The sequence below is a fragment of the Lutibacter sp. A80 genome, from assembly GCF_022429645.1.
Taxonomy (GTDB): Bacteria; Bacteroidota; Bacteroidia; order Flavobacteriales; family Flavobacteriaceae; genus Lutibacter.
The window spans coordinates 588,704-612,610 of sequence record NZ_CP092480.1 but is presented as its reverse complement, the minus strand read 5'-3'; the positions used below and the strand labels follow the sequence as shown (position 1 = coordinate 612,610).

Genomic DNA, 23,907 nt, shown 5'->3' with positions numbered 1-23,907 from the left:
AGTTACTTATTTTATAAAACACCTAACAGTTTTTGTTGTAATTAGTATAACAAAAACTGTTTTTTTATATTATAAAAACATTATTTTAGATTGCATTCTAAAAATTGGATTCTATTTTGATATTATATTTTGTTAAAAGTCCAACTACCGTATCTAAAGTAAATTTTGCTCCTTTAATATTGTTGTTTTCAGGGTCTATTGTAAAATTAGAAGAACTTCTAAAATCAGTATTTTGTAGGTTTGTGTTTTTAAATATTGCATTTTGTAAATTACAATTTTCAAAAACAGCTGAAGTCAAATCGCATTCAGTAAAATCAACATCTTGAAGTTTGGTGTTTTTAAATACAATTTTTGAGAGATTTCGTTTAAAAAAGGACGCATAATTTAAATGGCAATTGTCAACATTTATTAAAAATCCAAAGTTGCTACATTTATCAAATTGTAAACCCAACATTTTACAATTTTTAAAAAGTACATTTTGAAACCCTGTTTGTAAAAGATGGGTTGAACTTAAATTACAGTCGTAAAATTCACAGTCTACAAACCTAGCTTTCGATAAATCAGAATTCAAGAAATTACAATTTAAAAAAGTACATAATTCATATTCACCTTTTTTAAACCCTAATTCTGAAAAGTCTTTATTTTTAAATGTTTGTTCTTCTATAAACTGATCTTCCATTTAATTTTAATGTTTCTTTATGTTTATATAACTGTTTTAACTAGGTTTAGTTGCATGTTTAAACTAAAAATTTAGTAAATAATTACTGACCTATAAAATCTGTAAGAATTTTCAGATTAGATTCCTGGCTTTAATCAGTATGTTCAAGTTCAAATATCTCATTAACAGTCTTATTAAAAATTTTAGAAATTTTCAAGGAGAGTACTGTTGAAGGAATATATCTGTTTTTTTCAATAGAATTTATTGTTTGTCGAGATACTCCTATTTTATTCGCTAGTTCTTCTTGCGTAATATCTTTTATTGCTCTTTCTATTTTTATGGTGTTTTTCACTATCTATTTTTTTTCATTGAATAAAATACAGCAAAGTATACCGAAAACATTAATATTAGGAGTTCAAAAGCTCCTTTGTTAATAGTTAAAATTCCTTCAAACAATAAATTTGCAAAAGGAGATACTATTGTAAATGTGACTCCAAATATAAAAGAAGTTGCAAAAGCTTTTAATCGAATAGAATAGGTTAATTCATCCTCGATTTTATTTTTTGTTAAGGCTAATAACAATAAAGACAGCAATAATATTACTTTTGAAATAGTCTGTATTATTTCCTTTTCAATTGTTAATATTTTAGAAGTCGAAAAAGCGAATAAGAGTATACTAAAAATTATTAATCCAAATGAAATTTTCTTAAAATAACATGGTAAATACTGTGGTTTTGTGTTGATAGAACTCATAAATTTGACAATTTAAAAGGAAAGTTAACTTTCCAATATGTCAAATGTACTTTCCTTTTTAGTGATATCAAAACTAATTTTCACTTATTTTAAATACTTCTATTATAACGTGTTTTGTTTTATGGAAAGCTGCGTGTGCAAACAACTAATTTTGTATTAATATTTTAAAATTATACTATTTTTCCGTTAGGAAATGCCTTCTATACACTTCAAATAAGCTTTTTTGGAACACGCAAAGGAACTAATTAATAGTGCTTCATGAAATACAAAAGCCCTTAAAATGGAGATTTTGAAGTATGTTTTATAATTTTTTAGTGCCTTGTGCAACGATTACTATTGTTAGCACACGTTTTTATTTGTTTTCAATTAGTTCTTTAAATTCGTCCAAACTCAGAGGTTTGTGTTTTAAATATTCAATATTCCAAATTTTTGCATTCCTAATTCTTTGGTCAGGATGTAAATTTCCAAGCCAAGTATCAGATGATATTTTCTTGTCTGATTGGTTTAAAGAAGATATTAATCCTTCTTCGATTCTGTCCCGGTTTATTTTCTCAAACACGTTAGGAATTACTGCAAATGATAAGTTCTTATGAATATGGTTAGTAACTTTTTCCTCATATTTTTTTTCATATTCCAAATCCACAAACTTTCCATGAATTTTTTTCTCAACTCTTGATTTAAAAGGTCTATTCCAATGTTCAAGATAACTGTCTTTATCAATGTTTAAAAAGCATCTACCAATATGCTTTCTAAATACGCTACCTCTATGAAGTTTTGAATTAAAGTGATTTCCTAATCTCTTAATTAATCTATCATTTCCATCGTGACTTCCGATTCTTACAATTCTATCAAAATCATTATATGTTTCTCCTTTTTCAAATAGAACGTAAAGTCCATTTGAATTTGTTAACTCTTTTAATTCCTTTCTGTCATAAGGGAATGAAAATCTTTCTTGATTATTAAAGTATTCGTGAATGTAATCGTAAATGTCTTTCATAAACTTTTTTTTGGGTTATGTGTGCTAACGACCACTTGTATGGGACGTAGGGTAGGTAGAAATCACAAATCGTTCTGACCGTCGCTTAGCCAAATCACTGATTTTACTGTGAACTTAATAATTCGTCACTGTCAAATCTGTGATTTGGCGTGATGCTAAGAATTACCAAAGTAGATGACTGAGCCTAAATGCCCTATGTGCTATACAATTTGTTGTGTTTTCGTACTTTATTGTTCAATTTCTTTTATTCCAATTTCTTTCAAATAATCATATGTACTATCATAAAACTCTTTGGGTCTTGTATGGTCAATATCACTGCTTTCCGGTATGAAAATAACCATTCCCTGTCTCGCTCTTGTCAATAAAACTCGATATGTGTTTTTCAGATATTCTTTGTCAATTTCTTTATTAATATTTTGCCATTTAGTGCCTTTAAAATTCTGATATTTCCAATCAACACCGTTTTTGTAAAAATTTGCTCCCCAGGCAACGCAAGCCCAATCTATTTCGAGACCTTGAATATCAAATTCTGTCGCAACTTCTTCTAAAAAATAGGATGAGCGAATATCCATACTATCATTTAAAAACCAATTTGGTGCTGAAATTTCATTTTTAACGTCAATACCAATAGGTCTTAGCCTTCTGGCACCAGATGAACTAACAAGTCCAATTCTTTCGCTTCCCTTTGCTTGTTTTCTAAGCCATTTTTTTGCTTCATCAAGGTTTCTTGTTAATACAATCGGATAATCGTCTTTAATTAGGCTATAAAGATGTTGTGAATTTTCTTTCTCTATATTTAGTAATTCGTGAATAAACTCAGAAAGTTTTTCTGACCTAAAAGACCTTACAGAAACAGCTAAATGAAGTTCTGGTTCACTTTTTCCACTTTTAGAAAGCCATTCTTTTGTGCTATTTTCTTTTAAATAATTATCTCTTTCCATTATTAAATTTGAATAATGAATTTCCCAGTTTGAAAAATGATTCTCCAATGATTTTAACCATTCTTCTAAACCCGCTTCTCCAGTGTTAATCTCTTGTCCTCCGCCTATTAAACATACAATTGTACACCAGTCAGAGTGCCTATCCATTACGTCAATTAAGAATTCTGGCTCCGACATATTAAAATCTTCAACACCTTTTTTCCTTTTCATAAAAGAGCAGACTTGTTGTTTTGTCCACGCCCGTTGAGCTTCATCAAAGACAACAACCTTTTCAATTGGAGCTTTATCAGACAATAAATTATCATCTCTAAAATGATGGATGTTTTGTATAAAAGCGTTTGATTTGATTGCTGCTTGCTTTTTTGTGAGTTTTTCTCCGCCACTTTTAGATGTCAAAACTTCGTCTCTTGTAAGAGCTTCTCTTAAAACATCAACTAATGGCCCATTTCCAGATAAAAATACTGCGTGTTCATCTTCATCTGTTTTCATTCTTTCAACAGCAATATTTAAACCAGCTAATGTTTTCCCAGCTCCCGGGACTCCGGTGACAAAACAAATTGATTTTAAATTGTTTCTTTTTGAATTTTCAATTATTCTGTTTATACAATCTGCAGTTTTCGACAAATTTATAGTCCCAGAATCCGAACGAGTAATTTCTTTTACATTATGTCCTTTGTATAAAGCTTGAGCTGCTTCTACAATTGTTGGTGTTGGTTTATAAATTGAGTTTTCCCAGTAATTAATATCTATTGCTGTTTTTGAATAATCTATAAATACATTTAAAACTTCTGCCAAATTATCTTTGTTTGATTTTGCGGCAGTTTCAAAAGTTGTGATTTTATCAATGCTTTCTTTTATTGTTTCGGCACGGGTAGCAACTAATACCGGAATTATTTTTATAGTATGACTCCCTTCGTGGAAATTTTTCAGATCAATAGTGTAATCTATAACTTGTTCGATTGCATATTTTTCGTATCCACCATCACCAACCTTAAACTCAATAATAAACGCAACATCATTTACTATGACAATATTGTCAGCCCTTTTTCCCATTCTTGGGATTGCAAATTCAAAGTATATTTTACCATCAAATTCTCGTAATTGTTCTTTTAATATTTGGATTTGCTTTCGCCAAGCATTTATTTGTAAATCTTCAAGAGTTCTATTAGTGTGACTTGCCGTTAATTCACCCAAAATACTCGATTCTGACTCAAGCAAAAACTCCTGTATTGATTTTGAGTAATAAGCTCTTTTCATAATTTTAAATTTATTCTTTCTAGTCTTGGTCTTTGTATGAAACACAACTTGTTATATAATTCATTTATGTTGGTTTATTCCGGTTACATTACCCGGATAAAAGAGTATTATACTTGTTTACTTCTTTTTTATTTTGCAATTTTTTTTTAAAACACTAATTTAATAAAAAAAGCCTATTAAAACATTAAATATATTTTTATAAGCACATAATTATAATCTCATAAAATAACGAAGAATTTATCTGTTTTCAACTCTGTTCTTTATTGGAAACAGTTTATATTTAACGGTTTTTTATAAGATTTTCACGACTGGAAAATCGGAGGTTTTTCGGTTGTAGCAAATGGTTTGTTGAAATGTTTATCGTTTTAGTTTAAATCAAATTTAAGCATAAATTTCATGAGGTGTTGGCATTTTGTGCTTTTCAATCTTTTTATTTAACTAATTTTATAAATCATTATGTTTCAATTTTCAATCAACTGATAATTGGAAAAATTTGTAATCCTTTTTTATATAACTTTGCCTTTTTCCATTTTTCCGAAGTTATCAGTAGGATATAACCATTTATTCTTTCCTAATTCTTTTTGCGGTCTTTCAGAAGATTTTTGAATATGATTTTCTTCAGGTTCAGCATTTGACATGTGATTCTTTTTATCAATGTTAAATTGAAGTTTTATCTTGATATTAGTCCATTTGTAAATAATAAAAAATATTAAAACTCCTAATGCAATACTAGTAATTATTAATTCCATAGTCATCTTTTTATAAATTTAATATAACTCGAAAATAGGAGGTTAGTCTTTTTATTAATACTTTAATTCGAATTAATTTCTTTCTGTTTTCTACTTGTGTTTTTATTTTAAATTCTAGAATGTTTCTAATTTTTCAGAATTTCAGTCGGCATAAATACCAACGGGCTTTTATATGATTTGTGCGACTGGAAAATAGGAGATTTTTCGGTTGTAGTAAATCGGTTTGTTGAAATGTTTATCGTTTTAGTTTAAATCAAATTTAAGCATAAATTTCATGAGGTGTTGGCAACTTTACTTTTTTATCGAATCGGTTTTAATATTTACCTCATTCATTTTATTATAATCTATTTTTAAAGAATCCTTTGAAATCTTAGTTTGGAACTCTCTTTTTCGAATGTCTTGTTCGTTCTTTTTAGTTTCTATTTGTTGTGTGTTTCCTTGAATAAATGTAGAGTATATTAATATTATAAAAGTCAGAGTTGTAATTATAAACCCACTCCATTTAAAATAGTTTTCATTTCTTTTTTTTATTCGTAATTTTTTAAATCCTCCAATATTTAGAAAGTCCTTTATATGTGAATCGAAGACGATAAAAATTGAAGTTCCACTCAATAATTGTATTCCAATTTTTAGTTGCTCTTTTCTAATTATATATAATAATTTATTTAATTCAATCTCTGAAATATTTTTTAATTTTTCGTTTCCTTTAACAACTTTTTCGATATTCACTAATCCTCCATTACCTCTGTATTCAGGTTTTGTAAAATCAATTAATAAAATATCTAATAATATCGATTGTTGTTTAGTCATTTCTGTATTGTTGCCAACGTGTTTTTATAAGATTTGTGCGCCTAAAAATCGGAGATTTTTCGATGGTAGCAAATCGTTAGTTAAATGTTTGTCAGTTTGTACTAGTTCAAATTTAAGCATAAATTATATGAGGTGTTAGTGGTAGTTATATTTCAACAATTTGAATGTCAAATATTCCTTTCTTAATATCAATTATGTCTCCTTCTTGGTTTTCAACTTCCCCTTTAAATGTTCCCTGTAATCTATTATTCTCTTTAGATAAAATTGTTAATTCAAAATTATCGTGATATGTTGTAGCTGCATATGTATTAGAAACGGCAAACTGCTGTCCTGAACTATCAATTATTATTTTTTCGTCAATAACATAGTTAATTTGGGCATTCATATTTATATCGTGATGATTAAAGGTATATGGCATAGTTAGTAAATTTAGATTTGTTCCTGTAAAGAAAATTACACTTCGATTATAAATATTATATGGGTTAAATCTTGACATTGTGACCCAAAGTGTTGAAGGCTCAAAATACCCATGATAATCAGGATTATTTCCAGAAGAATTAAAACTTACAACTGTGTCTTTTGTTGTTGTCGATCCATTAATTAATTTTTGATATTGGAATTTAATAATACCATTAGTATATGGTTCGGTAAAATCATATTCAAAAATTAAATCATCTTCTATAATATCATCATTTTCACAACTTATAAAAGAAAGAAGTATTATTAAGCAAGCGAATAAATAAATTTTACTTTTCATAATATTTTTTTAAGATTAAGTTTTATAGATATCAAATTCTATTCCAAAAGGTTACATTATTAACCCAATATTTATTCCGTAATATTCAATTCTAACTCATAAAATAAATTCATTGCAATTATCAATCTAACTGTTTTATCATTGTAATCATTATCTTTCATAGAATTTGCTAAACCTTTAGCTAAAATAGTTGGATTTATAGCTCCAATATCTCTTAAAGTCATTAAATATTCGTTGACATATTTATTCTCTTGATTTTTAATCAAACATTCTAAATAAGCGCCTTTAGGATTTGTAATATAAAAATCTTTTGGATTGTACTCGTTCTTATTTTTAGAGTTATTTAAGTTGGTCTGCTCTTGAGTTTCAAACGAACCATCTTCATAATAGGTTTCTGAATATTTAATCCAAATTTTATCAAACACACTTGAATTTTTTAATTTAGTTAAAAATGGTTTAGGAGTGTTTTTTGTTAATGTAGAAGATGCATTAGATGTACCAATATCGTTTAAAAATTGTTTGTATTTTATCCCCATAGCATCATTCGGGTAACTCTCGGATAATTGAGCTTCAAATACGACACAAGCTTCGTTTAAAATTTCAATTTCTGTATTTGAAAAGCAACTTTTTAAAATAGTAGCATAATCAATCTTATTTTGAGGTTTGTTACAACTTATACTTACAATTGTAATTAAAATTAGAGTCGCAATTTTTTTCATAATTAGTTATTTTTTGAAATTTATAATACAATTTTGTTAGTTCAAAAGTTTATCATTTTAGTAGCTTAAATTTAAGCATAAAACAGTATTTATTCCATTAATTCTATTTGAAATAATGTTGTTTTAAATGCCATTTCTAAACCTTTTAAATTATTTTGGGAATTATTAGTTTTAAATAATTCTTTCAGATAATCAATTTGTGAATTTGTTTTATCCTTTTCTCTCTTAAAAATATAATATTTTAAAAGTATTAAGTTTGATGTAATATTATCTTCAACACTCAAATTCTTTTCTTTTAAAGCCTGTTTAATGTTTTTTTTGACTTTATTATCATTTTCAAATAATTCATCAAATAAATATGCGTTAGCTAAATCAGACTTACTCATTTTGGAGTAATCATTTTTATTAGACATGTCTTTTCGATAGGTCATTTTGTCTCCATTCAGATAATACCATCTTGTATAGCAATCATTCTCAATTGTTATTTCTTTTTCAAATAGCTTTTTTTTCACACTCCAATTTGTGAAAGCAATTAAAAGCTCAGTTCCATCATCTTTCTTTAAAATTGCAAATCGGATTACGTAATTTCTCTTTCCAGATTTTTCAATTTCAATATCTAATTTATTTTCTACTGAAACATATTTTTTTATTGCTTTTAAGATAGATGAAACTTCATCTGGAGTTACATCTAGAAATAGATTTTCTCTCAAAAATAAATCAATGTATAAATAATGAGTTAAATAAAAATTATCCATTTTTAAATAATTTACCTCAGTTAAATTATCTGTTTTAATATTGATTTTTTCAGATTGAGCATATCCAAAATTTATGAACATTGCTAGTAGTAAAAGTGTAGTTATTTTTCTATTCATTATCTTTGTTTATGTTGTGGAAACGTGTTTTTTATCGTTCTAAATATATTATTGATATCCTTTCCAGTATTTTTCAATCTGCCATAAAGGAGCTTCATTCAAACCTATATTTATTTCTGAAATAACTTCTTCATATTGTTCTGAATTAAATTTTGACCAAGCTATATTTTCAAAACGTTTCCATAATTTAGCTTTTCCGTTAAAATTTTGTCTAGCAAGTTCTTTTAATAAAACTCTATCTATTGGAGGATGAATAAATCTAGCATTTTCGTGATTGTAAAATCCTCCACAAATTATTATTGATTTTAGGTAAATATTAATCAACTTAGCACTTACTCCGTGAGTAAATTGTAGTCCTTCTTCTTTTGCTAAATCAATTATTTGTTGTCTCCATTCTCTGTGTGATATTTTAAATTCGGATTCACTATTAGGTAATATATCAGGATTTAAAATAAAGTTTTTAATTGTCGATTTATTAAGTATTTTTTGTCCAATTTCAACTTTAAATCTATTATCTTTTACACTAGAAGCTCTGCCAGCTGCCCAGCTTGAAAAAAGATGAATATGGTCATTTATTTTATAATCACTCATTCTAGAATTTTTATCTTATAATATTAATATAATGTTTGTTTCAATTCGTAAAACTTTCTGTTATAATTTGCTTTATTCAGGACGAGTCATAATGTTGCACAACTCTGTTATATAATTAAAAAACATCACTTTACCCTGTTATTTAAAAGTGATAATCATATGTTTTGTTTGTTTTAATAGTAGCAATTTTTTAGAAGTTATTTTAAAATGTACTCAAATTTAACAAGTTACTATTAAAGTTTGTATGATAAAAATCATTAGAAATATTATAAAAAATTTGATTTACTTATTTCTTTTAACCTCGCAATAAGGAATTAAATACTATAAAAAAACGCAGTAAAACAATCTTATTAAAAAGATTACTTTACTGCGTTTGTAATTTTACAAACTTAAATTTTGCAATTTACTCTTCAAAAGATCTTCTACGCTGTGGTGAAACGTCAAACAATACACCTCCAGCATTTTCAAACTCTTTTTCAAGACTTGGAATTGTAGTTGTGTACAACTCATTTAAAGTTCCTGAAACACCATTAAAAGCATCTTGTGCTAATTTAAATTGTTCTTTTTGAGCTCCTGTAATATCTACTTGAGCAGAACTAGTGGTATATAAAGCATATCTATTACGTGAAGCTACAGAATTTTTAGCTCCAAAACCTCCAACAATTATTTTAGCTACTTTATCAACTTCTTTTTTAGCAGTATTTAACTTATTTACAAGTGTATTTGCTTCAACAGGAGTTTTTGCTAGAATTGATTTCATATTTGTAATTCTAGTATTTAAATCTTTAATTTTTCCATTAGCAGCAGTTACCTTCGTATTTAAATCGTACACACCTTTTAAGAAATTAAAATTAGCTTCGTAATTAGGAGTTCCTAGTGCATTTGGTAACGATATTACTTTAAATGCTGTAGGCTCTACTAGACGTGTAAATTTTCCATTTTCATTTTTATCTAAGGCAACTTTATACATTCCTGGCGGAACTTTTATACCTCTATTTGTTAAGTAACTTAAATCCCAAGAAATGCTGTTGTAACCTTTTCTTAGTGGCGCTTCAATTTTACGCACAATAGCATTAGCATTATTATAAATTGTAAATACTAAATTTGGTTTTACTTCTTCACTTTCTAACCTTAACGCTTCTTCTGAAGGGTAAAAATAAGTACCCGATTTTTCTGAAGCTTTCTGTTTTTTAATTCTTTTTTGTTTTAAAGATTCAAATCCATTTTTAATAAAATATTCAAATGTAACTGAAGGATCTGGGTTTTTAAGACTAAAATGAGTACTTCCTTGATAGTTTAAATTACTTGAAGGAAAATACAATAGACTTTCATTTATTGTAAATATATGTGCTTCTTTTTCTGTAATTTCTGAATTTAATTCTCTTAACGATGAATAATTATCTAACACATAAAAGCCTCTACCAAAAGTAGCAACTACCAAGTCATTTTCTCTTTCTTGAATGGTAATATCTTTAACCTGAATGGTAGGAATTCCGTTTTTAATTTGCACCCATTTTTTACCTCCATCTATTGTAGTCCAAACACCCCATTCCGTTCCAATAAATAAAATATTAGGATTTACGTGATCTTCTTGAATACAATAAACAGTACCTGAAGGTAAATTAGAAGCTATTGAGCTCCATGTTTTTCCATTATCAGTACTTTTAATTAAATATGGTGTAAAATCACTGCTATTTTTTCTTCCATCAAAACAAGCATAAACAGTTCCTAAGTTATGTTGTGAAGGTAAAATATAATTCACAAATGTCATATCTGGAACACCTGTAAACTTATCGTAACGCGTCCAATTTTCACCATCATTTTCCGATGTCCAAATTAAACCATCATCTGTTCCCGCATATAGCATACCTTGTTTTAAAGGAGATTCTGCCAAAGCAAAAATATTTCCAAATTTAGAAGTTGACATATTTTTTGCAACTGCTTCTGGCGGCCACATTTTACCCATCATTGGTAACGAATTTTGATCAATTCCTCGTGTCATATCTCCGCTCACTTTTTTCCATGTACCACCCATATCTGTACTTTTCAACACATAATTTCCACCAACATAAAGGGTTTTATTATCGAATTTACTAACAAAATATGGTGTATTCCAATTCCAATTATACTCTTCATCTTCTGTAGGTTGTGGTTTAATTGAAATACTATTTCCTGTAGTTCTATCGTATCTTCTTAAGCCACAATATTGAGATTCGCAATAATGAATATCTGGATTTTCAGGATCTGGAATAGATAAATACCCATCACCTCCAATAGTGTAAGTCCAATCTGCGTTTACAATATTTCTTCTATGGGTTTGCGACGGTCCAAACCACGAACCATTATCTTGAGCTCCTCCATATACATTATAAAAAGGATAATCATTATCCGTTCTAACGTGGTAATATTGTGTTATTGGTAAATTACTTTTAAACTGCCATGTTTTTGCTCTGTCGTAGCTTTCATATATACCACCATCACACCCCATTAAATAGTGGTTGGTATCGTCTGGATTTATCCAAAGCGCATGGTTATCTACGTGTTTATTTCTTCCTTCAATATTTATCCAAGTTTTTCCACCATCGTCAGATAATCCAGCGCGTGTATCCATTAAAATTATTATATCTGGATCAATTGGATCTGCATACAGCTCATTGTAGTATTGAGGACTTCCAGAGACTTTATCACTTCTTTTTTCCCAGCTTTCACCTCTATCATTTGAACGGTATGTTCCACCTTTATTTCCAGGAAGTTCAATAACAGCATATACAATATCAGGATTAGAAGAAAGTGCTAAACCAATTCTACCAACATCACCAGATGGCAACCCTTTTTTTAATTTTCTCCAAGTAGCACCCGCATCTACAGATTTATAAATAGCAGATTCTGGTCCACCATCAATTTTTGAATAAACCCTACGTTCTCTTTGATGAGAAGCTGCATATAAAACATCAGGATTTCTAGGATCCATTTCCAAATCAGAAACACCAGTGTACGCTCCTACTTCTAAAATTCTATTCCAGGTTTTTCCTCCGTCAGTTGTTTTGTATAATCCTCTTTCACCCCCTGGTCCCCAAGCCTGACCTTGCGATGCTACATAAACAACATCACTGTCTCTTGGATCAATCATTATTTTACCAATTTGCGAACTCGTTTTAAGCCCCATATTTGTAAAAGATTTTCCTCCATCGGTAGTTTTATAAACACCATCTCCATAAGCCAAATTACGTTGGCTGTTATTTTCTCCGGTTCCAACCCAAAGCACATTCGAATTATTAGGATCCATAGCTAAACATCCTATAGAAAAAACCGATTCTTTATCAAAAATGGGTTCAAATGTAGTTCCGTGGTTTACAGTTTTCCATAAACCGCCTGAAGCTACACCTACATAATACTCTGAAGGATTTTCAGGATTTACAGCAAAATCTGAAATTCTACCAGAATAAGCAGCAGGACCAATACTTCTAAATTTAAACATATTTAGAGATTTACTGCTTAGTTCAAATTGCTGTGAAGATTTATTTGCTCTATTTTTTCTGTTCTGAGCATTTATATCTTGCGCAAAAACAATAAAAAATACAAGTAGTGCTTTTAAAAGCACCCAACTCTTGTTTTTAAAATGATACATAAAGTGTTGTTTAAGTTAATTGAATATTGTACTAAATTACGTATTTTTTAAAAAAAAGATTAAATTCAATAACTTTAATTAACTATAATTTTTAGAAAATAAAATAGCGTGTATCTTTACATTTATTCTAAAACAACTTTAAACTTATGATAACCAATTTAGTATCTGCAAAATGGCTTTATAAAAATTTAAACAATCCTGATTTAATTATTTTAGATGCGAGTCAGAAAAATAATATTTCTGGGATAAAATCTAAATTTGAAGATTTACGAATTACAAATGCACGCTTTTTTGATATAAAAAATTCTTTTAGCGATAAAAATGCGCCATTTCCTAATACATTACCTAATGCAAAACAATTTGAACAAGAATGTCGTAATTTAGGTATTAATAAAACCAGTAAAATTGTGGTTTATGACAATTTAGGTGTTTATACAAGCCCAAGAGTTTGGTGGCTATTTAAAACTATGGGACATAATAATATTGCTGTTTTAAATGGTGGTTTACCCGCTTGGAATAATGAGGGTTTTGAATTAGAACCTTTTAAAAAAGACACCTATAGTTTAGGTAATTTTGAAGCTGTTTTACATCTGGAACTGGTGAAGGATATAAATGAAATTAAAACAAATTTATCAACTAAACAAGCAATAGTTTTAGATGCTAGATCTGAAGGTAGATTTAATGGAACTGCTCCAGACCCAAGACCTAATTTAAAAAGTGGTCATATACCATATTCTATAAATTTGCCTTATAGCACTGTTCTTAAAGATGGTAAATTCAAATCTGAAACTGCTCTTAAATCCATTTTTAACAATTTAAAAATTGATGATAATCCTTTAATTTTTTCTTGTGGTTCTGGAATTACAGCTTGTATAATTATGTTAGCTAGTGAGCTTGTTCTAAAAAATAAAAAAGCTGTTTATGATGGTTCTTGGACTGAATGGGCTTCAACAAAAAACACTCCAATAGATACTTTAAATTAAAATTTTACCATTGACAAATAAAGAACTTAAAGAATTTTTAGACATAAAGGTAGTTGAATATAACAATCCTACATTTATTGAAAGTGACCCAATTCAAATTCCGCATCAATTTTCAATAAAAGAAGATATAGAAATTTCAGGGTTTTTAACTGCAACTATTGCGTGGGGAAATAGAAAAATGATTATTAAGAATGCTATTAAAATGATGGATTTATTGGGTAATTCTCCTTATGATTTTGTTATGAATCATAAACCACATCATTTAGATAATTTTAATGGCTTTGTACATAGAACTTTTAATAGTTTAGATGCTGTTTATTTTATAAATGCATTACAACATATTTATAAAAATTATTATGGTTTAGAAGGTGTATTTTCAAACTATTCTACAAAAACAACTACACAACCTGCTATTCACAAGTTAAAAGAGTTATTTTTTGAAATTCCGCATTTAGAACGTACTAAAAAACATATTTCTGATCCATTAAAAGGTTCAGCAGCCAAACGTATTAATATGTTTTTACGCTGGATGGTTAGAAATGATGCTGCAGGTGTTGATTTTGGAATTTGGAAGACAATTTCTCCAGCAATTTTATCTTGTCCTTTAGATGTGCATTCTGGAAATGTAGCTAGAAAATTAGGTTTACTAACAAGAAAACAAAATGATGCGAAAGCATTAGTAGAATTAGATACTGCACTAAGAAAAATGGATAAAATAGATCCTGTTAAATACGATTTTGCGCTATTTGGCTTAGGTGTTTTTGAAAAATTTTAATTATTCTAATTTTATTCCTTGTGATGTAAAAGATAAACCTTGTTGTCCAAAAGTAGAAATCATAATACTCTCAAAATGAGGATCGTTAGTTTGTTTTTCCTTTTTCCAACTAAAAACAAAATTGGCTCCTGTACCACCATGCTGATCAACTTCATCTATAATAATTTCAACAGTTTCTAAAGGTGCTATAAAAATATCTTTATCAAAATATGTTCTAATTAAATTCCCTTTGGTATCATAATAATTAGCTTTTTCTACATAAATAGTATCGTTTAAATTAATATTTTTCATACTAACTGTAACAGTTAAATTATGCGTTCTATCTTCAGAACTACTGTATATTTGAGAATATACAGACAAATATGTTTTACCTGACACTAAAGAATCTTTGTTATTTAAGTCTACAGTTCTTTTACTCCAATTATTTGGTTCTATTGAACTGAATTCTTTTTTTTCTTGACAAGAAAAAAGAAACATACAAATACTTAAAAAAAGCACTAATTTTTTTACAACCTTCAAATTATATATTTGAAATTCCATACACTATTTTAATTTGATACTAAAGATATTATTAATTTTTAAAAAAGTTACACTTTAAGTCTTAAAATTTACTCTAATTTAGGTAATACAAATTTTTCTAAAACACTTGGAAGTTCCATTAATGCTTCAACTTCTTCAGAAGTTCTAGGAGCTCTTTTAGATAAATTTACTGGACCATTTTTTGTAATTAAAATATCATCTTCTATACGAATACCTATACCCCACCATTTTTCATCACAATCACTTCCAATTGAAATATAAATACCTGGTTCCATTGTTACTACCATATTTTCTTCAAACTTTTTATAAGTACCTGGGTCGTGTACGTCTAAACCAATATGATGCATAGATCCGTGTGGAAAATAAGTATGATATGCTTTTTCTGAAGAAATAATTCCTAATTCGGCAAGGCCTTTATTTATTATTTTTTTAGCAATAGCGTGTGGTTTACTCATTTTTGTTCCAATTTTATAAGCTGCAATTCCTGCTTCTTGAGCTTCATAAACCAAATCGTAAATCAGTTTTTGTTCCTTAGAAAACTTTCCATTTGCCGGAATTGTTCTTGTTACATCTGCTGTATATCCGTGGTATTCTGCGCCTAAATCCATTAAAATTAAACTGTTTTCGCCAATTAATGTTTTATTATTATCTGTATAATGTAAAATACAACCATTATTTCCAGATCCCACAATTGAAGGATATCCTTCGTATTCTGCACCATATTTTTTATATACAAATTCGTGTATACCTTGCGCTTCTGTTTCAGACATATCTGGGTGCATTGCTTTCATTATTTCAATTTGTCCAATTGCTGAAATTTCAACAGCTTTTTTTAATAAAACTAATTCTTCTTTAGTTTTAATCTCACGCAAAGATGCCATTGTACCTTTTAAAAACTCTGTATCTAATTTTTTTAAAGTTTGCTCTCTAATTTTATCCTCCGAAATATCTTCTAAATTCATTAAATTAAAAGATATTTTTTCTTTAAACACCTCAATTAAATCATATAAATCGGCATTACTTTTTGTATCTCTTACATCGTTTTTAAATTCCTCAAAAAATATGTTATTAAATTTTAAAAAATCTATTTTATTATTTTTAAAATCACCACCTTTAAATGCAACTCTAAATCCTAGTTGATCTTGAGCTCCAATAACACCTAAACGTTTTCCTGTCCACATTTCAGCACTTTCATCACGCGCTTGTACAAATAAAACTTCATTAAATAACCGACCTTCAACTTCTTGGTTTTCTTTAAATATTAAAACCATTGCATGGGGTTCTTTATAACCCGTTAGATAATAAAAATTTGGATTTTGATGGTATACATAATCTACATCATTTGCTCTATTTCTAATTGGGTTTGCAAAAAAAACAGCAACACTATTAGCAGGCATTTTAGCACGTAAAGCTTCCCTTCTATCTTTATGAAAATCTTTAGTTAAATAATCAACCGGTAAAAATGGATTTTGTGCATAATTTGTAAAAAAAACAATAAAAATGCTGATAAATGCTATTTTTTTTAAAATCATAACTCCAAAATTTAGAATATTCAAATATAAAAAAAGATATATTGAGAGCAAGTATTCTAAACAATAGTATTCGTTTTGTAATAGTATTCAGACACTTTTAAAATTAGAAAATGTTAATTTAATACCAATTGATTTTATGATTATTTAGTACTTTAGCATCACAAAAAAATAATAAAAATGAAAAATACTGCTTTATCTCATATCCACGAACAATTAGGTGCTAAAATGGTGCCTTTTGCCGGTTTTAATATGCCTGTACAATATGAAGGAATAAATATTGAACATGAAACTGTTAGAAATGCTGTAGGTGTTTTTGATGTTTCCCATATGGGTGAATTTTTTCTAAAAGGTAAAAATGCATTGGCTTTAATTCAAAAAGTTACTTCTAATGATGCTTCTAAACTTGTAGATGGTAAAATTCAATACAGTTGTTTACCAAATAACGATGGTGGAATTGTTGATGATTTATTAGTTTATAGAATTACTGAAGAAGAATATATGCTTGTAGTAAATGCTTCTAATATTGAAAAAGATTGGAACTGGATTTCTCAGCATAACGATTTAGGTGTAGAAATGATTAATGCTTCAGACGCATATTCGTTACTAGCTGTACAAGGTCCAAAAACTTCTGAAGCTTTACAATCGCTTACAGATATTGAGCTTTCTTCTATGGAATATTACAGTTTTAAAATTGGTGAATTTGCCGGTTTTAAAGATATTATTGTTTCTGCAACTGGTTATACAGGTTCTGGTGGATTCGAAATTTATATAAAAAATAAAGACGCCGAAGCCGTTTGGAATGCTGTATTTAAAGCAGGTGCTGCTGTAGATATAAAACCAATTGGTTTAGCTGCTCGCGATACTTTACGTTTAGAAATGGGATTCTGTTTATACGGAAATGATATTAACGATACCACTTCTCCTATTGAAGCAGGTTTAGGATGGATTACAAAATTTACGAAAGATTTTATTAATTCTGAAGCACTTAAAAAGCAAAAAGAAGAAGGTGTAACAAAAAAATTAATTGCTTTTGAAATTACAGGAAAAGGAATTCCTCGTCACGGTTACGAAATTGTTGATGAAAATGGAACTGTAATTGGAGAAGTAACTTCTGGTACTATGAGTCCTTCACTTAAAAAAGGTATTGGTATGGGCTATGTAACAAAAGAATATGCTAAAAGAGACACCGAAATTTTTATTCAAGTTCGTAAAAAAGCAATTCCTGCAAAAATTGTAAGGCTTCCATTTTACAAGGCCTAAACTATTTTTAAATAATATTATCATTTTAACTCCAATCTAGATCTATTTCTTTGATTGGAGTTAAAATGCTTTTTAAAATTGTTATATTTTATTGAATTAATTTTATGAATTTAAAAGTAAAGCAACGCGTAGCATTAAGTACTTATTTTTTTTTAACAGGGTTATGCTTTGCTACTTGGGCATCTAGAATACCTACAATTAAAACCTTTTTTAATTTTAATGAAGCCGAACTTGGAACCATATTGTTGGCTATGCCAATAAGTTCTATGATTGGACTTCCAATTTCTGGATGGATTATTTCAAAATTTAACAGTAGAAAACCTATTATAATTTCATTTTTATTCTTCTCTTTTTCTTTAATTTTAATTGGTTATGCTACAACTCCCTTTGTGTTAATTGTTGCTATATGCATTTTTTCTTTTGCAATGAGAATTTTAAATATTGCAATGAATACACAATCAATAACACTTCAAAAACAATTTAAAAAGAAAATTGTAAGTTCATTTCATGGACTTTGGAGTACTGGTGGTTTAATTGGTGTTGGATTTTCTACACTTATGGTAAAATTAGATATTTCTATTACAAACCATTTATTAGTTATATCCTTATGCTCCTTAATTTGCGCTTTAATTGCGTTTTTATACCTAATTAAAGGAGATAAATCAATCTCTGGAAATAAATTAATTTTAGGAAAACCCGATCCATTTATTCTATATTTAGGTTTATTAGTATTTTTAGCTGCATTGTGTGAAGGCGGTATGTTCGATTGGAGCGGTGTTTATTTTAAAGAAGTTATTAATGAAGCTATTTTTACTTATGGATACCTTTCATTTATGACTTGCATGGCTTTATCACGATTTTTTTCAGATAAATTAATGGATGCTATTGGAATGCAAAAAACATATATTTTAAGTGCCGTTTTAATTGCTTTGGGTGTTTCAACTGCAATATTTTTCCCTACTTTTTGGCCAGCTCTTTTTGGATTTTGTTTAGTAGGTATTGGTACTGCTCCTATTTTTCCTATGACATTTATTTTAGCTGGAACTTCAAACAAATATTCTCCTGGTATGGCAATATCTATTATTAGTACTTATGCTATTGTTGGTATGTTAATTGGACCTCCTTTAATTGGTTATTTAGCACATGCTTTTGGATTAAAATCGGCTTTCTTTATTTTTATATTTGCAGGACTTTCTTTTATTCCTATTTCAAAATTATTATTTATCTATAAAAGCAAAATGAGTTAAATTTGAAATTATTTACAAATTAAAATATTCAGGAATTTTTCCTTTTACACCTCTATAAAAGTCATAAATAAAATTCATATCTTTTTCTTTATCATCAGTTAAATAATAAGGTTTAGATATTTTAACTTGTTTGTTTTCAAAATCAAAAGTCATCATAACAATTGGCACATTAGCCCCTTTTGCAATATGATAAAAACCAGTTTTCCAAGTATCTACACGTTTTCTAGTTCCTTCAGGAGATAATGCAAATATAAATTGCTCTCTTTTATTAAAAATATTTATTATCGCTTCTACTTTATTAGTACTTTTACTTCTATCAATAGGAATTCCTCCTAACTTTCTAAAAATAAATCCAAAAGGAGGTTTAAATAAAGAAGCTTTACCTATAAAATTAACAGGAAGTTTTTGCGTAAGTTTCATTGCTAAACCCAGCATAAAATCTTGCCAATGTGTGTGTGGAGCTCCTATTATTATATATTTTTTAATATCCGTAGGAAAAGCTCCTACTGTTTTCCAACCAAATAGTTTGTGAAAAATAAATTTAGAGATTGTTTTCATAGTTCTGTTAATAACTCAACTTTATATTTATAATTCACAAGTTATTACAACAAATATAAAAATCTTACTTTTATAAACTAATTTTATTATAATGAATATACTTTTTATCTACAGTTTAATAGCAGTTGTGTTTTTTATAATTGGATATATAATTAGTAATTTAATTACTAAAAACAAATATCAAAAAATCACTTCAGCATTAGAAATAAAACATCAACTTTTACTTGAGGAAAAAGAAACTAATAATCAATTAATCAATCAATTAAATATTGACAAACTAGCATTATCTAATGAAAAACACGAAATAGATTTACAGCTTACCCAAAAGGTTTCAGAACTCAAAAATTTAAAAGAAAAACTACAAGAAAACAAACAAGAAATTGAAAAATTACAAGAAAAATTTTCAAAAGATTTTGAATTATTAGCTTCAAAAATTTTAGAAGAAAAATCATCAAAGTTTACAGAACAGAATAAAGAAAATATTAAAAATATTTTAAGTCCTTTACAAGAAAAAATTCAAGATTTTGAGAAAAAAGTTGAAAATACACATAAGGAAAGTATAGACTATCATGCTGCTTTACGTCAACAAATAGTTGGACTAAAGGAAATGAATTTACAAATGAGTAAGGAAACTTTAAATTTAACAAAAGCTTTAAAAGGTGATAGTAAAACGCAAGGGAATTGGGGAGAATTGGTATTAGAACGCGTTTTAGAAAAATCTGGTCTAGAAAAAGATAGAGAATACTTTATACAACAAAGTTTTACAAACGCTGAAGGAAAACGAATTTTACCTGATGTAGTTATCCATTTACCAGACAATAAAAAAATGATTATTGATTCTAAAGTATCATTAACTGCTTACGAACAATATATAAATACAGACAACCCAACCGATAAAGAACAAGCAATTACAGCGCATGTAAACTCTTTAAAACGACATATAACACATTTAAGTGAAAAGAATTATCAAGATATTTACCAAATAGATTCTCCTAATTTTGTATTGTTATTTATACCAATTGAGCCTGCTTTTGCTGTTGCTTTAAACAGTGATAACCAATTGTATAATAAAGCTTTTGAAAAAAATATTGTAATTGTAACTCCAACTACCCTATTAGCTACTTTACGTACAATTGATAGTATGTGGAATAATGAAAAACAGCAACGTAATGCTATTGAAATTGCACTACAAGCCGGGCGTTTATTCGATCAATTTGTTAATTTAACAAATGATTTAATTAAAGTTGGCACCCAATTAAAAACAGTCCAAGGGAGTTATGACACTACAATGAAAAAATTAACTGGAAAAGGAAATCTAGTTAAAAAACTAGAAAAAATTAAAAAATTAGGTGCAACTGGTTCTAAAAATTTTAATGAAAAATTATTAGAAAGAGCCTTAGATGATGAGGATTAATTGATTAAAACTTAATAAAAAGCTAAATCAAATGCCTCGTCATAAAAAAGATTGTTTAAGAAACTGTTCTATTTAATAAGTATCAGCGTCTAAATAATCTGGAATTCCATCATTATCAGTATCATCGTTTGTTGGATCTCCATCTCCGTTTGCATCTTCATCAATTGTTAAAACACCATCTCCATCGTCATCTTCATCATAATAATTAGGAATACCGTCTCCGTCGGTATCATCATTATTTAAATTATTATCGCCATTTAAATCTTCAAATTTTGAATCTACTCCATCATAATCGTGGTCAATTAAATTCACACTTTTTAAAGCTATTTCAAATATTAATGGTGAGTTTTCTTCAATAATTCCAGAACTTATATTTCCATAAGCTAAACCAGAAGGTATAAATAAAATTCCTTCTCCATAATCCTCAAAATCAAATGATTCATCTTCATTTTGAACAACAGTTCCTCCTTTAAAATTTGTAAATCCATATTGCCATCCAGGAATTAGCCCACTTAAAACAGCTGGGCTTGTTCCTATATTCCAAGAAAATGTAGTTTTTGAATCAAATACTGTACTATCTAATAACATACCTGTATAGGTTACAAAAACAGAATCTACAGCTGATGGTGAAATTGTAGAACCTTCGTTTTTAACAAGATAATATAATTTATAATCAACTTCATTATACTCTACTTCTTGAACTCCTAAACGTGGATCTACCATTAAAGAACTTTGACCACTTGTAATGGTGTCCAATGCTCCATCTTCATTCAAATAATGTGTTTTTAAATATTCAATTAAAATATTATCATCTATAATTGACTGTGAAGCAGCATCATAATCATCTGAATCATCATCTTTTTTACAAGAATAAATTGCTAAACAAATTGCGAATAAGACTAATATATTTTTAATTTTCATTTACGTTTATTTTAAGGTGCGCAAGATACTATTTTCATATCTTTGTTAAAAGAGAAAAACTAAAATTTAACTTTATTATTGTATTTAAATGCGTATTGACAAATATTTATGGTGTATAAGGCTATATAAAACCAGAAGTATAGCTACTGAAGCTTGTAAAAAAGGACATGTAAAAATAAATGGTGCTAACGTAAAAGCTTCAAAATTAATTTTTAATGGCGAAGAGATTACGGTTAGAAAAAATCAGATTAATTATAAAATTGAAGTTTTAGACATTCCTGCTAATAGAGTTAGTGCTAAACTGGTTGATCTTTATAGAAAAGATATGACTCCTGCTGAAGAATTTGAAAAATTTGAACTTTTAAAATATTCTAAAGATTATTATAGAAAAAAAGGTACTGGAAGACCTACAAAAAAAGACAGAAGAGATATTGATGACTTGCAAAAAGATTAGTTGTTTTAAATATTATAATAGCCATACTTTTAAAGTCAACATTTTTTTTAAAAATTAGTTTATATATTTATTAATTTTAGAAAATTGTTATAATTCGATAAAACGAAGACAAGAAAACGAATTGTTTTTTATCTTTGAAAAAAAATAACATAATGGAAAGTTCAATTATTTTAACAAACGAGCAAATTAAAAATAAAACTCGTCGCATTGCTTATCAAATTTACGAAACCAATTGTAATGAAAAAGAAATTATAATTGCTGGAATAAATGGAAATGGCTATGTATTTGCTCAAAATATTGCAACTATTTTAAATAGTATTTCAGATTTAAATGTTGTTTTATGTGAGGTTCTTATCGATAAAAAAAATCCAATTAAAAAAATATCAACCAGTATACATTCAAATGAATATAAAAACAAATCACTGGTTTTAGTAGATGATGTTTTAAATTCTGGAACAACTTTAATATATGGAATTAAACATTTTTTAGAAGTACCTCTTAAACGTTTTAAAACTGCAGTTTTAATTAACAGAAATCATAAAAAATACCCTGTAAAGGCTGATTTTAAAGGAATTTCTTTATCAACATCAATGCAAGAACACATCAATGTAATTTTTGATACTGAAAATGCTTATGCTATATTAGAGTAAATGAGCAATTTCTTTTGCAATAGTATCAATATTCTTATCGTTTACTGAAATAATTTCATCAGCTTTATTATAAAATAAAGAACGCTCAAAAAGGTGTTTTCCTATATATTCTTTTAAATTATCTTTTCCAATAGTAGCAACTAAAGGTCTTTGTGAAGTTTCACCTTGTAATCTATTAAAAATAGTATTAATTGAAGCATTTAAATAAAACGACTTAGATTTTTCTTTAATTAACTCCATATTATTACCATAACAAGGTGTGCCTCCTCCTAATGAAATTATACAACTTTCATTTAAATTTAATAATTGTTGTAAATATTCACTTTCTTTTTTTCTAAAATAAATTTCTCCTTTAGTTTTAAAAATAGTTGAAATTGAAATTTTTTCACAATCTTCAATATATGCATCTAAGTCTAAAAACTTAATTTTTAGAGATGTAGCAAGATATTTTCCCACTGCTGATTTTCCCGATGCCATATAACCTAGTAGTACAATTTTCATAAAATAATTTGTAAAAAAATAACATTACAAATATCTAATAAAAAAGTTTAAAAAAAAACTTGTTTTTTAAACTTTAGGTAGTATATTTGCACTCGCAATTAGAAAAGGATTGACCTGGTAGCTCAGTTGGTAGAGCACCTCCCTTTTAAGGAGGTGGTCCTGGGTTCGAGCCCCAGCCAGGTCACAAAAAGTTAAGTTTTTACTTAACTTTTTTTGTATAACAACTTTACGCGCGTATGGCGGAATTGGTAGACGCGCCAGCTTGAGGGGTTGGTGTTCGCATAGAACGTGCTGGTTCGACTCCAGTTACGCGCACATTAAGATAGTTTTACACTTAAAC

General features: G+C 28.0%; 24 protein-coding genes and 2 tRNA genes. 9 read left to right on the top strand and 17 right to left on the bottom strand.

The window, feature by feature from the left end:
* Positions 1-97 precede the first annotated feature (97 nt).
* The 12 genes from MHL31_RS02600 to MHL31_RS02545 all read right to left on the bottom strand — a co-directional run bounded on the left by MHL31_RS02600 (position 98) and on the right by MHL31_RS02545 (position 12,732).
* Entirely contained in the window at positions 98-679 is a 582-nt protein-coding gene (locus MHL31_RS02600; RefSeq protein ID WP_240227524.1) for a pentapeptide repeat-containing protein, read from the bottom strand.
* 130 nt (positions 680-809) lie between these two features.
* Positions 810-1,010 carry a helix-turn-helix transcriptional regulator gene (locus MHL31_RS02595; RefSeq protein WP_240227523.1) on the bottom strand — a complete coding sequence of 67 codons (201 nt, stop codon included), beginning with the start codon at positions 1,008-1,010 and terminating at the stop codon, positions 810-812.
* Entirely contained in the window at positions 1,010-1,411 is a 402-nt protein-coding gene (locus MHL31_RS02590) for a hypothetical protein (protein ID WP_240227522.1), read from the bottom strand. The genes MHL31_RS02595 and MHL31_RS02590 overlap by 1 nt, the downstream gene beginning before the upstream one ends.
* A gap of 352 nt (positions 1,412-1,763) precedes the next feature.
* Positions 1,764-2,408: a hypothetical protein gene (locus MHL31_RS02585; protein WP_240227521.1), complete on the bottom strand. Its 645-nt coding sequence runs from the start codon at positions 2,406-2,408 to the stop codon at positions 1,764-1,766.
* A gap of 227 nt (positions 2,409-2,635) precedes the next feature.
* The gene (locus MHL31_RS02580; protein ID WP_240227520.1) at positions 2,636-4,606 is read right to left on the bottom strand and encodes a DUF2075 domain-containing protein; all 1,971 of its coding nucleotides are present in this window, start codon (positions 4,604-4,606) and stop codon (positions 2,636-2,638) included.
* A 506-nt stretch (positions 4,607-5,112) separates the two neighbouring features.
* Positions 5,113-5,355, bottom strand: a complete 243-nt coding sequence (locus MHL31_RS02575) for a hypothetical protein (protein WP_240227519.1) — start codon at positions 5,353-5,355, stop codon at positions 5,113-5,115.
* 291 nt (positions 5,356-5,646) lie between these two features.
* On the bottom strand, positions 5,647-6,165 hold the full coding sequence (locus MHL31_RS02570; protein WP_240227518.1) for a hypothetical protein: 519 nt from the start codon (positions 6,163-6,165) through the stop codon (positions 5,647-5,649).
* 145 nt (positions 6,166-6,310) lie between these two features.
* Positions 6,311-6,922: a hypothetical protein gene (locus tag MHL31_RS02565; RefSeq protein ID WP_240227517.1), complete on the bottom strand. Its 612-nt coding sequence runs from the start codon at positions 6,920-6,922 to the stop codon at positions 6,311-6,313.
* Positions 6,923-6,993: 71 nt separating this feature from the next.
* On the bottom strand, positions 6,994-7,641 hold the full coding sequence (locus tag MHL31_RS02560) for a hypothetical protein (protein WP_240227516.1): 648 nt from the start codon (positions 7,639-7,641) through the stop codon (positions 6,994-6,996).
* A gap of 89 nt (positions 7,642-7,730) precedes the next feature.
* On the bottom strand, positions 7,731-8,513 hold the full coding sequence (locus MHL31_RS02555) for a hypothetical protein (protein ID WP_240227515.1): 783 nt from the start codon (positions 8,511-8,513) through the stop codon (positions 7,731-7,733).
* Positions 8,514-8,561: 48 nt separating this feature from the next.
* Complete coding sequence (locus MHL31_RS02550; protein WP_240227514.1) at positions 8,562-9,104, bottom strand: hypothetical protein; 543 nt, start codon at positions 9,102-9,104, stop codon at positions 8,562-8,564.
* A 403-nt stretch (positions 9,105-9,507) separates the two neighbouring features.
* Positions 9,508-12,732 (bottom strand): glycosyl hydrolase, encoded by a 3,225-nt coding sequence (locus MHL31_RS02545; RefSeq protein WP_240227513.1) that lies wholly within the window; start codon positions 12,730-12,732, stop codon positions 9,508-9,510.
* Positions 12,733-12,878: 146 nt separating this feature from the next.
* Between MHL31_RS02545 and MHL31_RS02540 the strand changes: the two genes are divergently transcribed.
* Both MHL31_RS02540 and MHL31_RS02535 read left to right on the top strand, forming a co-directional pair.
* Positions 12,879-13,715 (top strand): sulfurtransferase, encoded by an 837-nt coding sequence (locus tag MHL31_RS02540; protein WP_240227512.1) that lies wholly within the window; start codon positions 12,879-12,881, stop codon positions 13,713-13,715.
* Positions 13,716-13,725: 10 nt separating this feature from the next.
* Positions 13,726-14,490, top strand: a complete 765-nt coding sequence (locus tag MHL31_RS02535; protein ID WP_240227511.1) for a TIGR02757 family protein — start codon at positions 13,726-13,728, stop codon at positions 14,488-14,490.
* Here MHL31_RS02535 and MHL31_RS02530 read toward each other — a convergent pair whose 3' ends face one another.
* Both MHL31_RS02530 and MHL31_RS02525 read right to left on the bottom strand, forming a co-directional pair.
* On the bottom strand, positions 14,491-15,030 hold the full coding sequence (locus tag MHL31_RS02530) for a DUF3124 domain-containing protein (protein ID WP_240227510.1): 540 nt from the start codon (positions 15,028-15,030) through the stop codon (positions 14,491-14,493). It lies immediately after the preceding gene.
* Between the two features lie 68 nt (positions 15,031-15,098).
* Entirely contained in the window at positions 15,099-16,562 is a 1,464-nt protein-coding gene (locus tag MHL31_RS02525) for an aminopeptidase P N-terminal domain-containing protein (protein ID WP_240227509.1), read from the bottom strand.
* Between the two features lie 177 nt (positions 16,563-16,739).
* Between MHL31_RS02525 and gcvT the strand changes: the two genes are divergently transcribed.
* Together gcvT and MHL31_RS02515 are read left to right on the top strand one after the other, a co-directional pair.
* Entirely contained in the window at positions 16,740-17,822 is a 1,083-nt protein-coding gene (gene gcvT, locus MHL31_RS02520; protein WP_240227508.1) for a glycine cleavage system aminomethyltransferase GcvT, read from the top strand.
* Positions 17,823-17,926: 104 nt separating this feature from the next.
* Positions 17,927-19,069, top strand: coding sequence for an MFS transporter (locus MHL31_RS02515; RefSeq protein ID WP_240227507.1), 1,143 nt, complete (start codon positions 17,927-17,929; stop codon positions 19,067-19,069).
* Positions 19,070-19,081: 12 nt separating this feature from the next.
* Here MHL31_RS02515 and MHL31_RS02510 read toward each other — a convergent pair whose 3' ends face one another.
* Positions 19,082-19,627: a 1-acyl-sn-glycerol-3-phosphate acyltransferase gene (locus MHL31_RS02510; RefSeq protein ID WP_240227506.1), complete on the bottom strand. Its 546-nt coding sequence runs from the start codon at positions 19,625-19,627 to the stop codon at positions 19,082-19,084.
* Between the two features lie 91 nt (positions 19,628-19,718).
* Between MHL31_RS02510 and rmuC the strand changes: the two genes are divergently transcribed.
* Positions 19,719-21,041, top strand: a complete 1,323-nt coding sequence (rmuC, locus tag MHL31_RS02505) for a DNA recombination protein RmuC (protein WP_240227505.1) — start codon at positions 19,719-19,721, stop codon at positions 21,039-21,041.
* Between the two features lie 72 nt (positions 21,042-21,113).
* Here rmuC and MHL31_RS02500 read toward each other — a convergent pair whose 3' ends face one another.
* A complete protein-coding gene (locus tag MHL31_RS02500) occupies positions 21,114-21,962 on the bottom strand; it encodes an FKBP-type peptidyl-prolyl cis-trans isomerase (RefSeq protein ID WP_240227504.1) in 849 nt (282 codons plus the stop codon).
* A gap of 88 nt (positions 21,963-22,050) precedes the next feature.
* Here MHL31_RS02500 and MHL31_RS02495 point away from each other — a divergent pair, with 88 nt between their 5' ends.
* Positions 22,051-22,416 carry an RNA-binding S4 domain-containing protein gene (locus MHL31_RS02495; protein ID WP_240227503.1) on the top strand — a complete coding sequence of 122 codons (366 nt, stop codon included), beginning with the start codon at positions 22,051-22,053 and terminating at the stop codon, positions 22,414-22,416.
* 152 nt (positions 22,417-22,568) lie between these two features.
* Positions 22,569-23,066 (top strand): phosphoribosyltransferase domain-containing protein, encoded by a 498-nt coding sequence (locus MHL31_RS02490; protein ID WP_240227502.1) that lies wholly within the window; start codon positions 22,569-22,571, stop codon positions 23,064-23,066.
* On the opposite strand, the gene MHL31_RS02485 is transcribed toward MHL31_RS02490, so the two are convergent.
* Positions 23,058-23,567, bottom strand: a complete 510-nt coding sequence (locus MHL31_RS02485; protein ID WP_240227501.1) for a shikimate kinase — start codon at positions 23,565-23,567, stop codon at positions 23,058-23,060. The two genes, MHL31_RS02490 and MHL31_RS02485, sit on opposite strands and share 9 nt — an antisense overlap.
* A gap of 111 nt (positions 23,568-23,678) precedes the next feature.
* On the opposite strand from MHL31_RS02485, the gene MHL31_RS02480 reads away from it, so the two are divergent.
* Together MHL31_RS02480 and MHL31_RS02475 are read left to right on the top strand one after the other, a co-directional pair.
* Positions 23,679-23,751, top strand: a tRNA-Lys gene (locus MHL31_RS02480).
* Positions 23,752-23,797: 46 nt separating this feature from the next.
* A tRNA-Leu gene (locus MHL31_RS02475) sits at positions 23,798-23,882 on the top strand.
* The last annotated feature ends 25 nt before the right edge of the window (positions 23,883-23,907 follow it).

What these genes read in the sequence shown, in the direction of transcription:
- MHL31_RS02490 (WP_240227502.1), top strand. Translation starts at nt 22,569, where the DNA reads ATGGAAAGTTCAATTATTTTAACAAACGAGCAAATTAAAAATAAAACT.
- rmuC (WP_240227505.1), top strand. Translation starts at nt 19,719, where the DNA reads ATGAATATACTTTTTATCTACAGTTTAATAGCAGTTGTGTTTTTTATA.
- MHL31_RS02510 (WP_240227506.1), bottom strand. Translation starts at nt 19,627, where the DNA reads ATGAAAACAATCTCTAAATTTATTTTTCACAAACTATTTGGTTGGAAA.
- MHL31_RS02575 (WP_240227519.1), bottom strand. Translation starts at nt 5,355, where the DNA reads ATGGAATTAATAATTACTAGTATTGCATTAGGAGTTTTAATATTTTTT.
- MHL31_RS02580 (WP_240227520.1), bottom strand. Translation starts at nt 4,606, where the DNA reads ATGAAAAGAGCTTATTACTCAAAATCAATACAGGAGTTTTTGCTTGAG.
- MHL31_RS02545 (WP_240227513.1), bottom strand. Translation starts at nt 12,732, where the DNA reads ATGTATCATTTTAAAAACAAGAGTTGGGTGCTTTTAAAAGCACTACTT.
- MHL31_RS02525 (WP_240227509.1), bottom strand. Translation starts at nt 16,562, where the DNA reads ATGATTTTAAAAAAAATAGCATTTATCAGCATTTTTATTGTTTTTTTT.
- gcvT (WP_240227508.1), top strand. Translation starts at nt 16,740, where the DNA reads ATGAAAAATACTGCTTTATCTCATATCCACGAACAATTAGGTGCTAAA.
- MHL31_RS02530 (WP_240227510.1), bottom strand. Translation starts at nt 15,030, where the DNA reads ATGGAATTTCAAATATATAATTTGAAGGTTGTAAAAAAATTAGTGCTT.
- MHL31_RS02590 (WP_240227522.1), bottom strand. Translation starts at nt 1,411, where the DNA reads ATGAGTTCTATCAACACAAAACCACAGTATTTACCATGTTATTTTAAG.
- MHL31_RS02540 (WP_240227512.1), top strand. Translation starts at nt 12,879, where the DNA reads ATGATAACCAATTTAGTATCTGCAAAATGGCTTTATAAAAATTTAAAC.
- MHL31_RS02560 (WP_240227516.1), bottom strand. Translation starts at nt 7,641, where the DNA reads ATGAAAAAAATTGCGACTCTAATTTTAATTACAATTGTAAGTATAAGT.
- MHL31_RS02515 (WP_240227507.1), top strand. Translation starts at nt 17,927, where the DNA reads ATGAATTTAAAAGTAAAGCAACGCGTAGCATTAAGTACTTATTTTTTT.
- MHL31_RS02495 (WP_240227503.1), top strand. Translation starts at nt 22,051, where the DNA reads ATGCGTATTGACAAATATTTATGGTGTATAAGGCTATATAAAACCAGA.
- MHL31_RS02600 (WP_240227524.1), bottom strand. Translation starts at nt 679, where the DNA reads ATGGAAGATCAGTTTATAGAAGAACAAACATTTAAAAATAAAGACTTT.
- MHL31_RS02565 (WP_240227517.1), bottom strand. Translation starts at nt 6,922, where the DNA reads ATGAAAAGTAAAATTTATTTATTCGCTTGCTTAATAATACTTCTTTCT.
- MHL31_RS02570 (WP_240227518.1), bottom strand. Translation starts at nt 6,165, where the DNA reads ATGACTAAACAACAATCGATATTATTAGATATTTTATTAATTGATTTT.
- MHL31_RS02585 (WP_240227521.1), bottom strand. Translation starts at nt 2,408, where the DNA reads ATGAAAGACATTTACGATTACATTCACGAATACTTTAATAATCAAGAA.
- MHL31_RS02500 (WP_240227504.1), bottom strand. Translation starts at nt 21,962, where the DNA reads ATGAAAATTAAAAATATATTAGTCTTATTCGCAATTTGTTTAGCAATT.
- MHL31_RS02550 (WP_240227514.1), bottom strand. Translation starts at nt 9,104, where the DNA reads ATGAGTGATTATAAAATAAATGACCATATTCATCTTTTTTCAAGCTGG.
- MHL31_RS02555 (WP_240227515.1), bottom strand. Translation starts at nt 8,513, where the DNA reads ATGAATAGAAAAATAACTACACTTTTACTACTAGCAATGTTCATAAAT.
- MHL31_RS02485 (WP_240227501.1), bottom strand. Translation starts at nt 23,567, where the DNA reads ATGAAAATTGTACTACTAGGTTATATGGCATCGGGAAAATCAGCAGTG.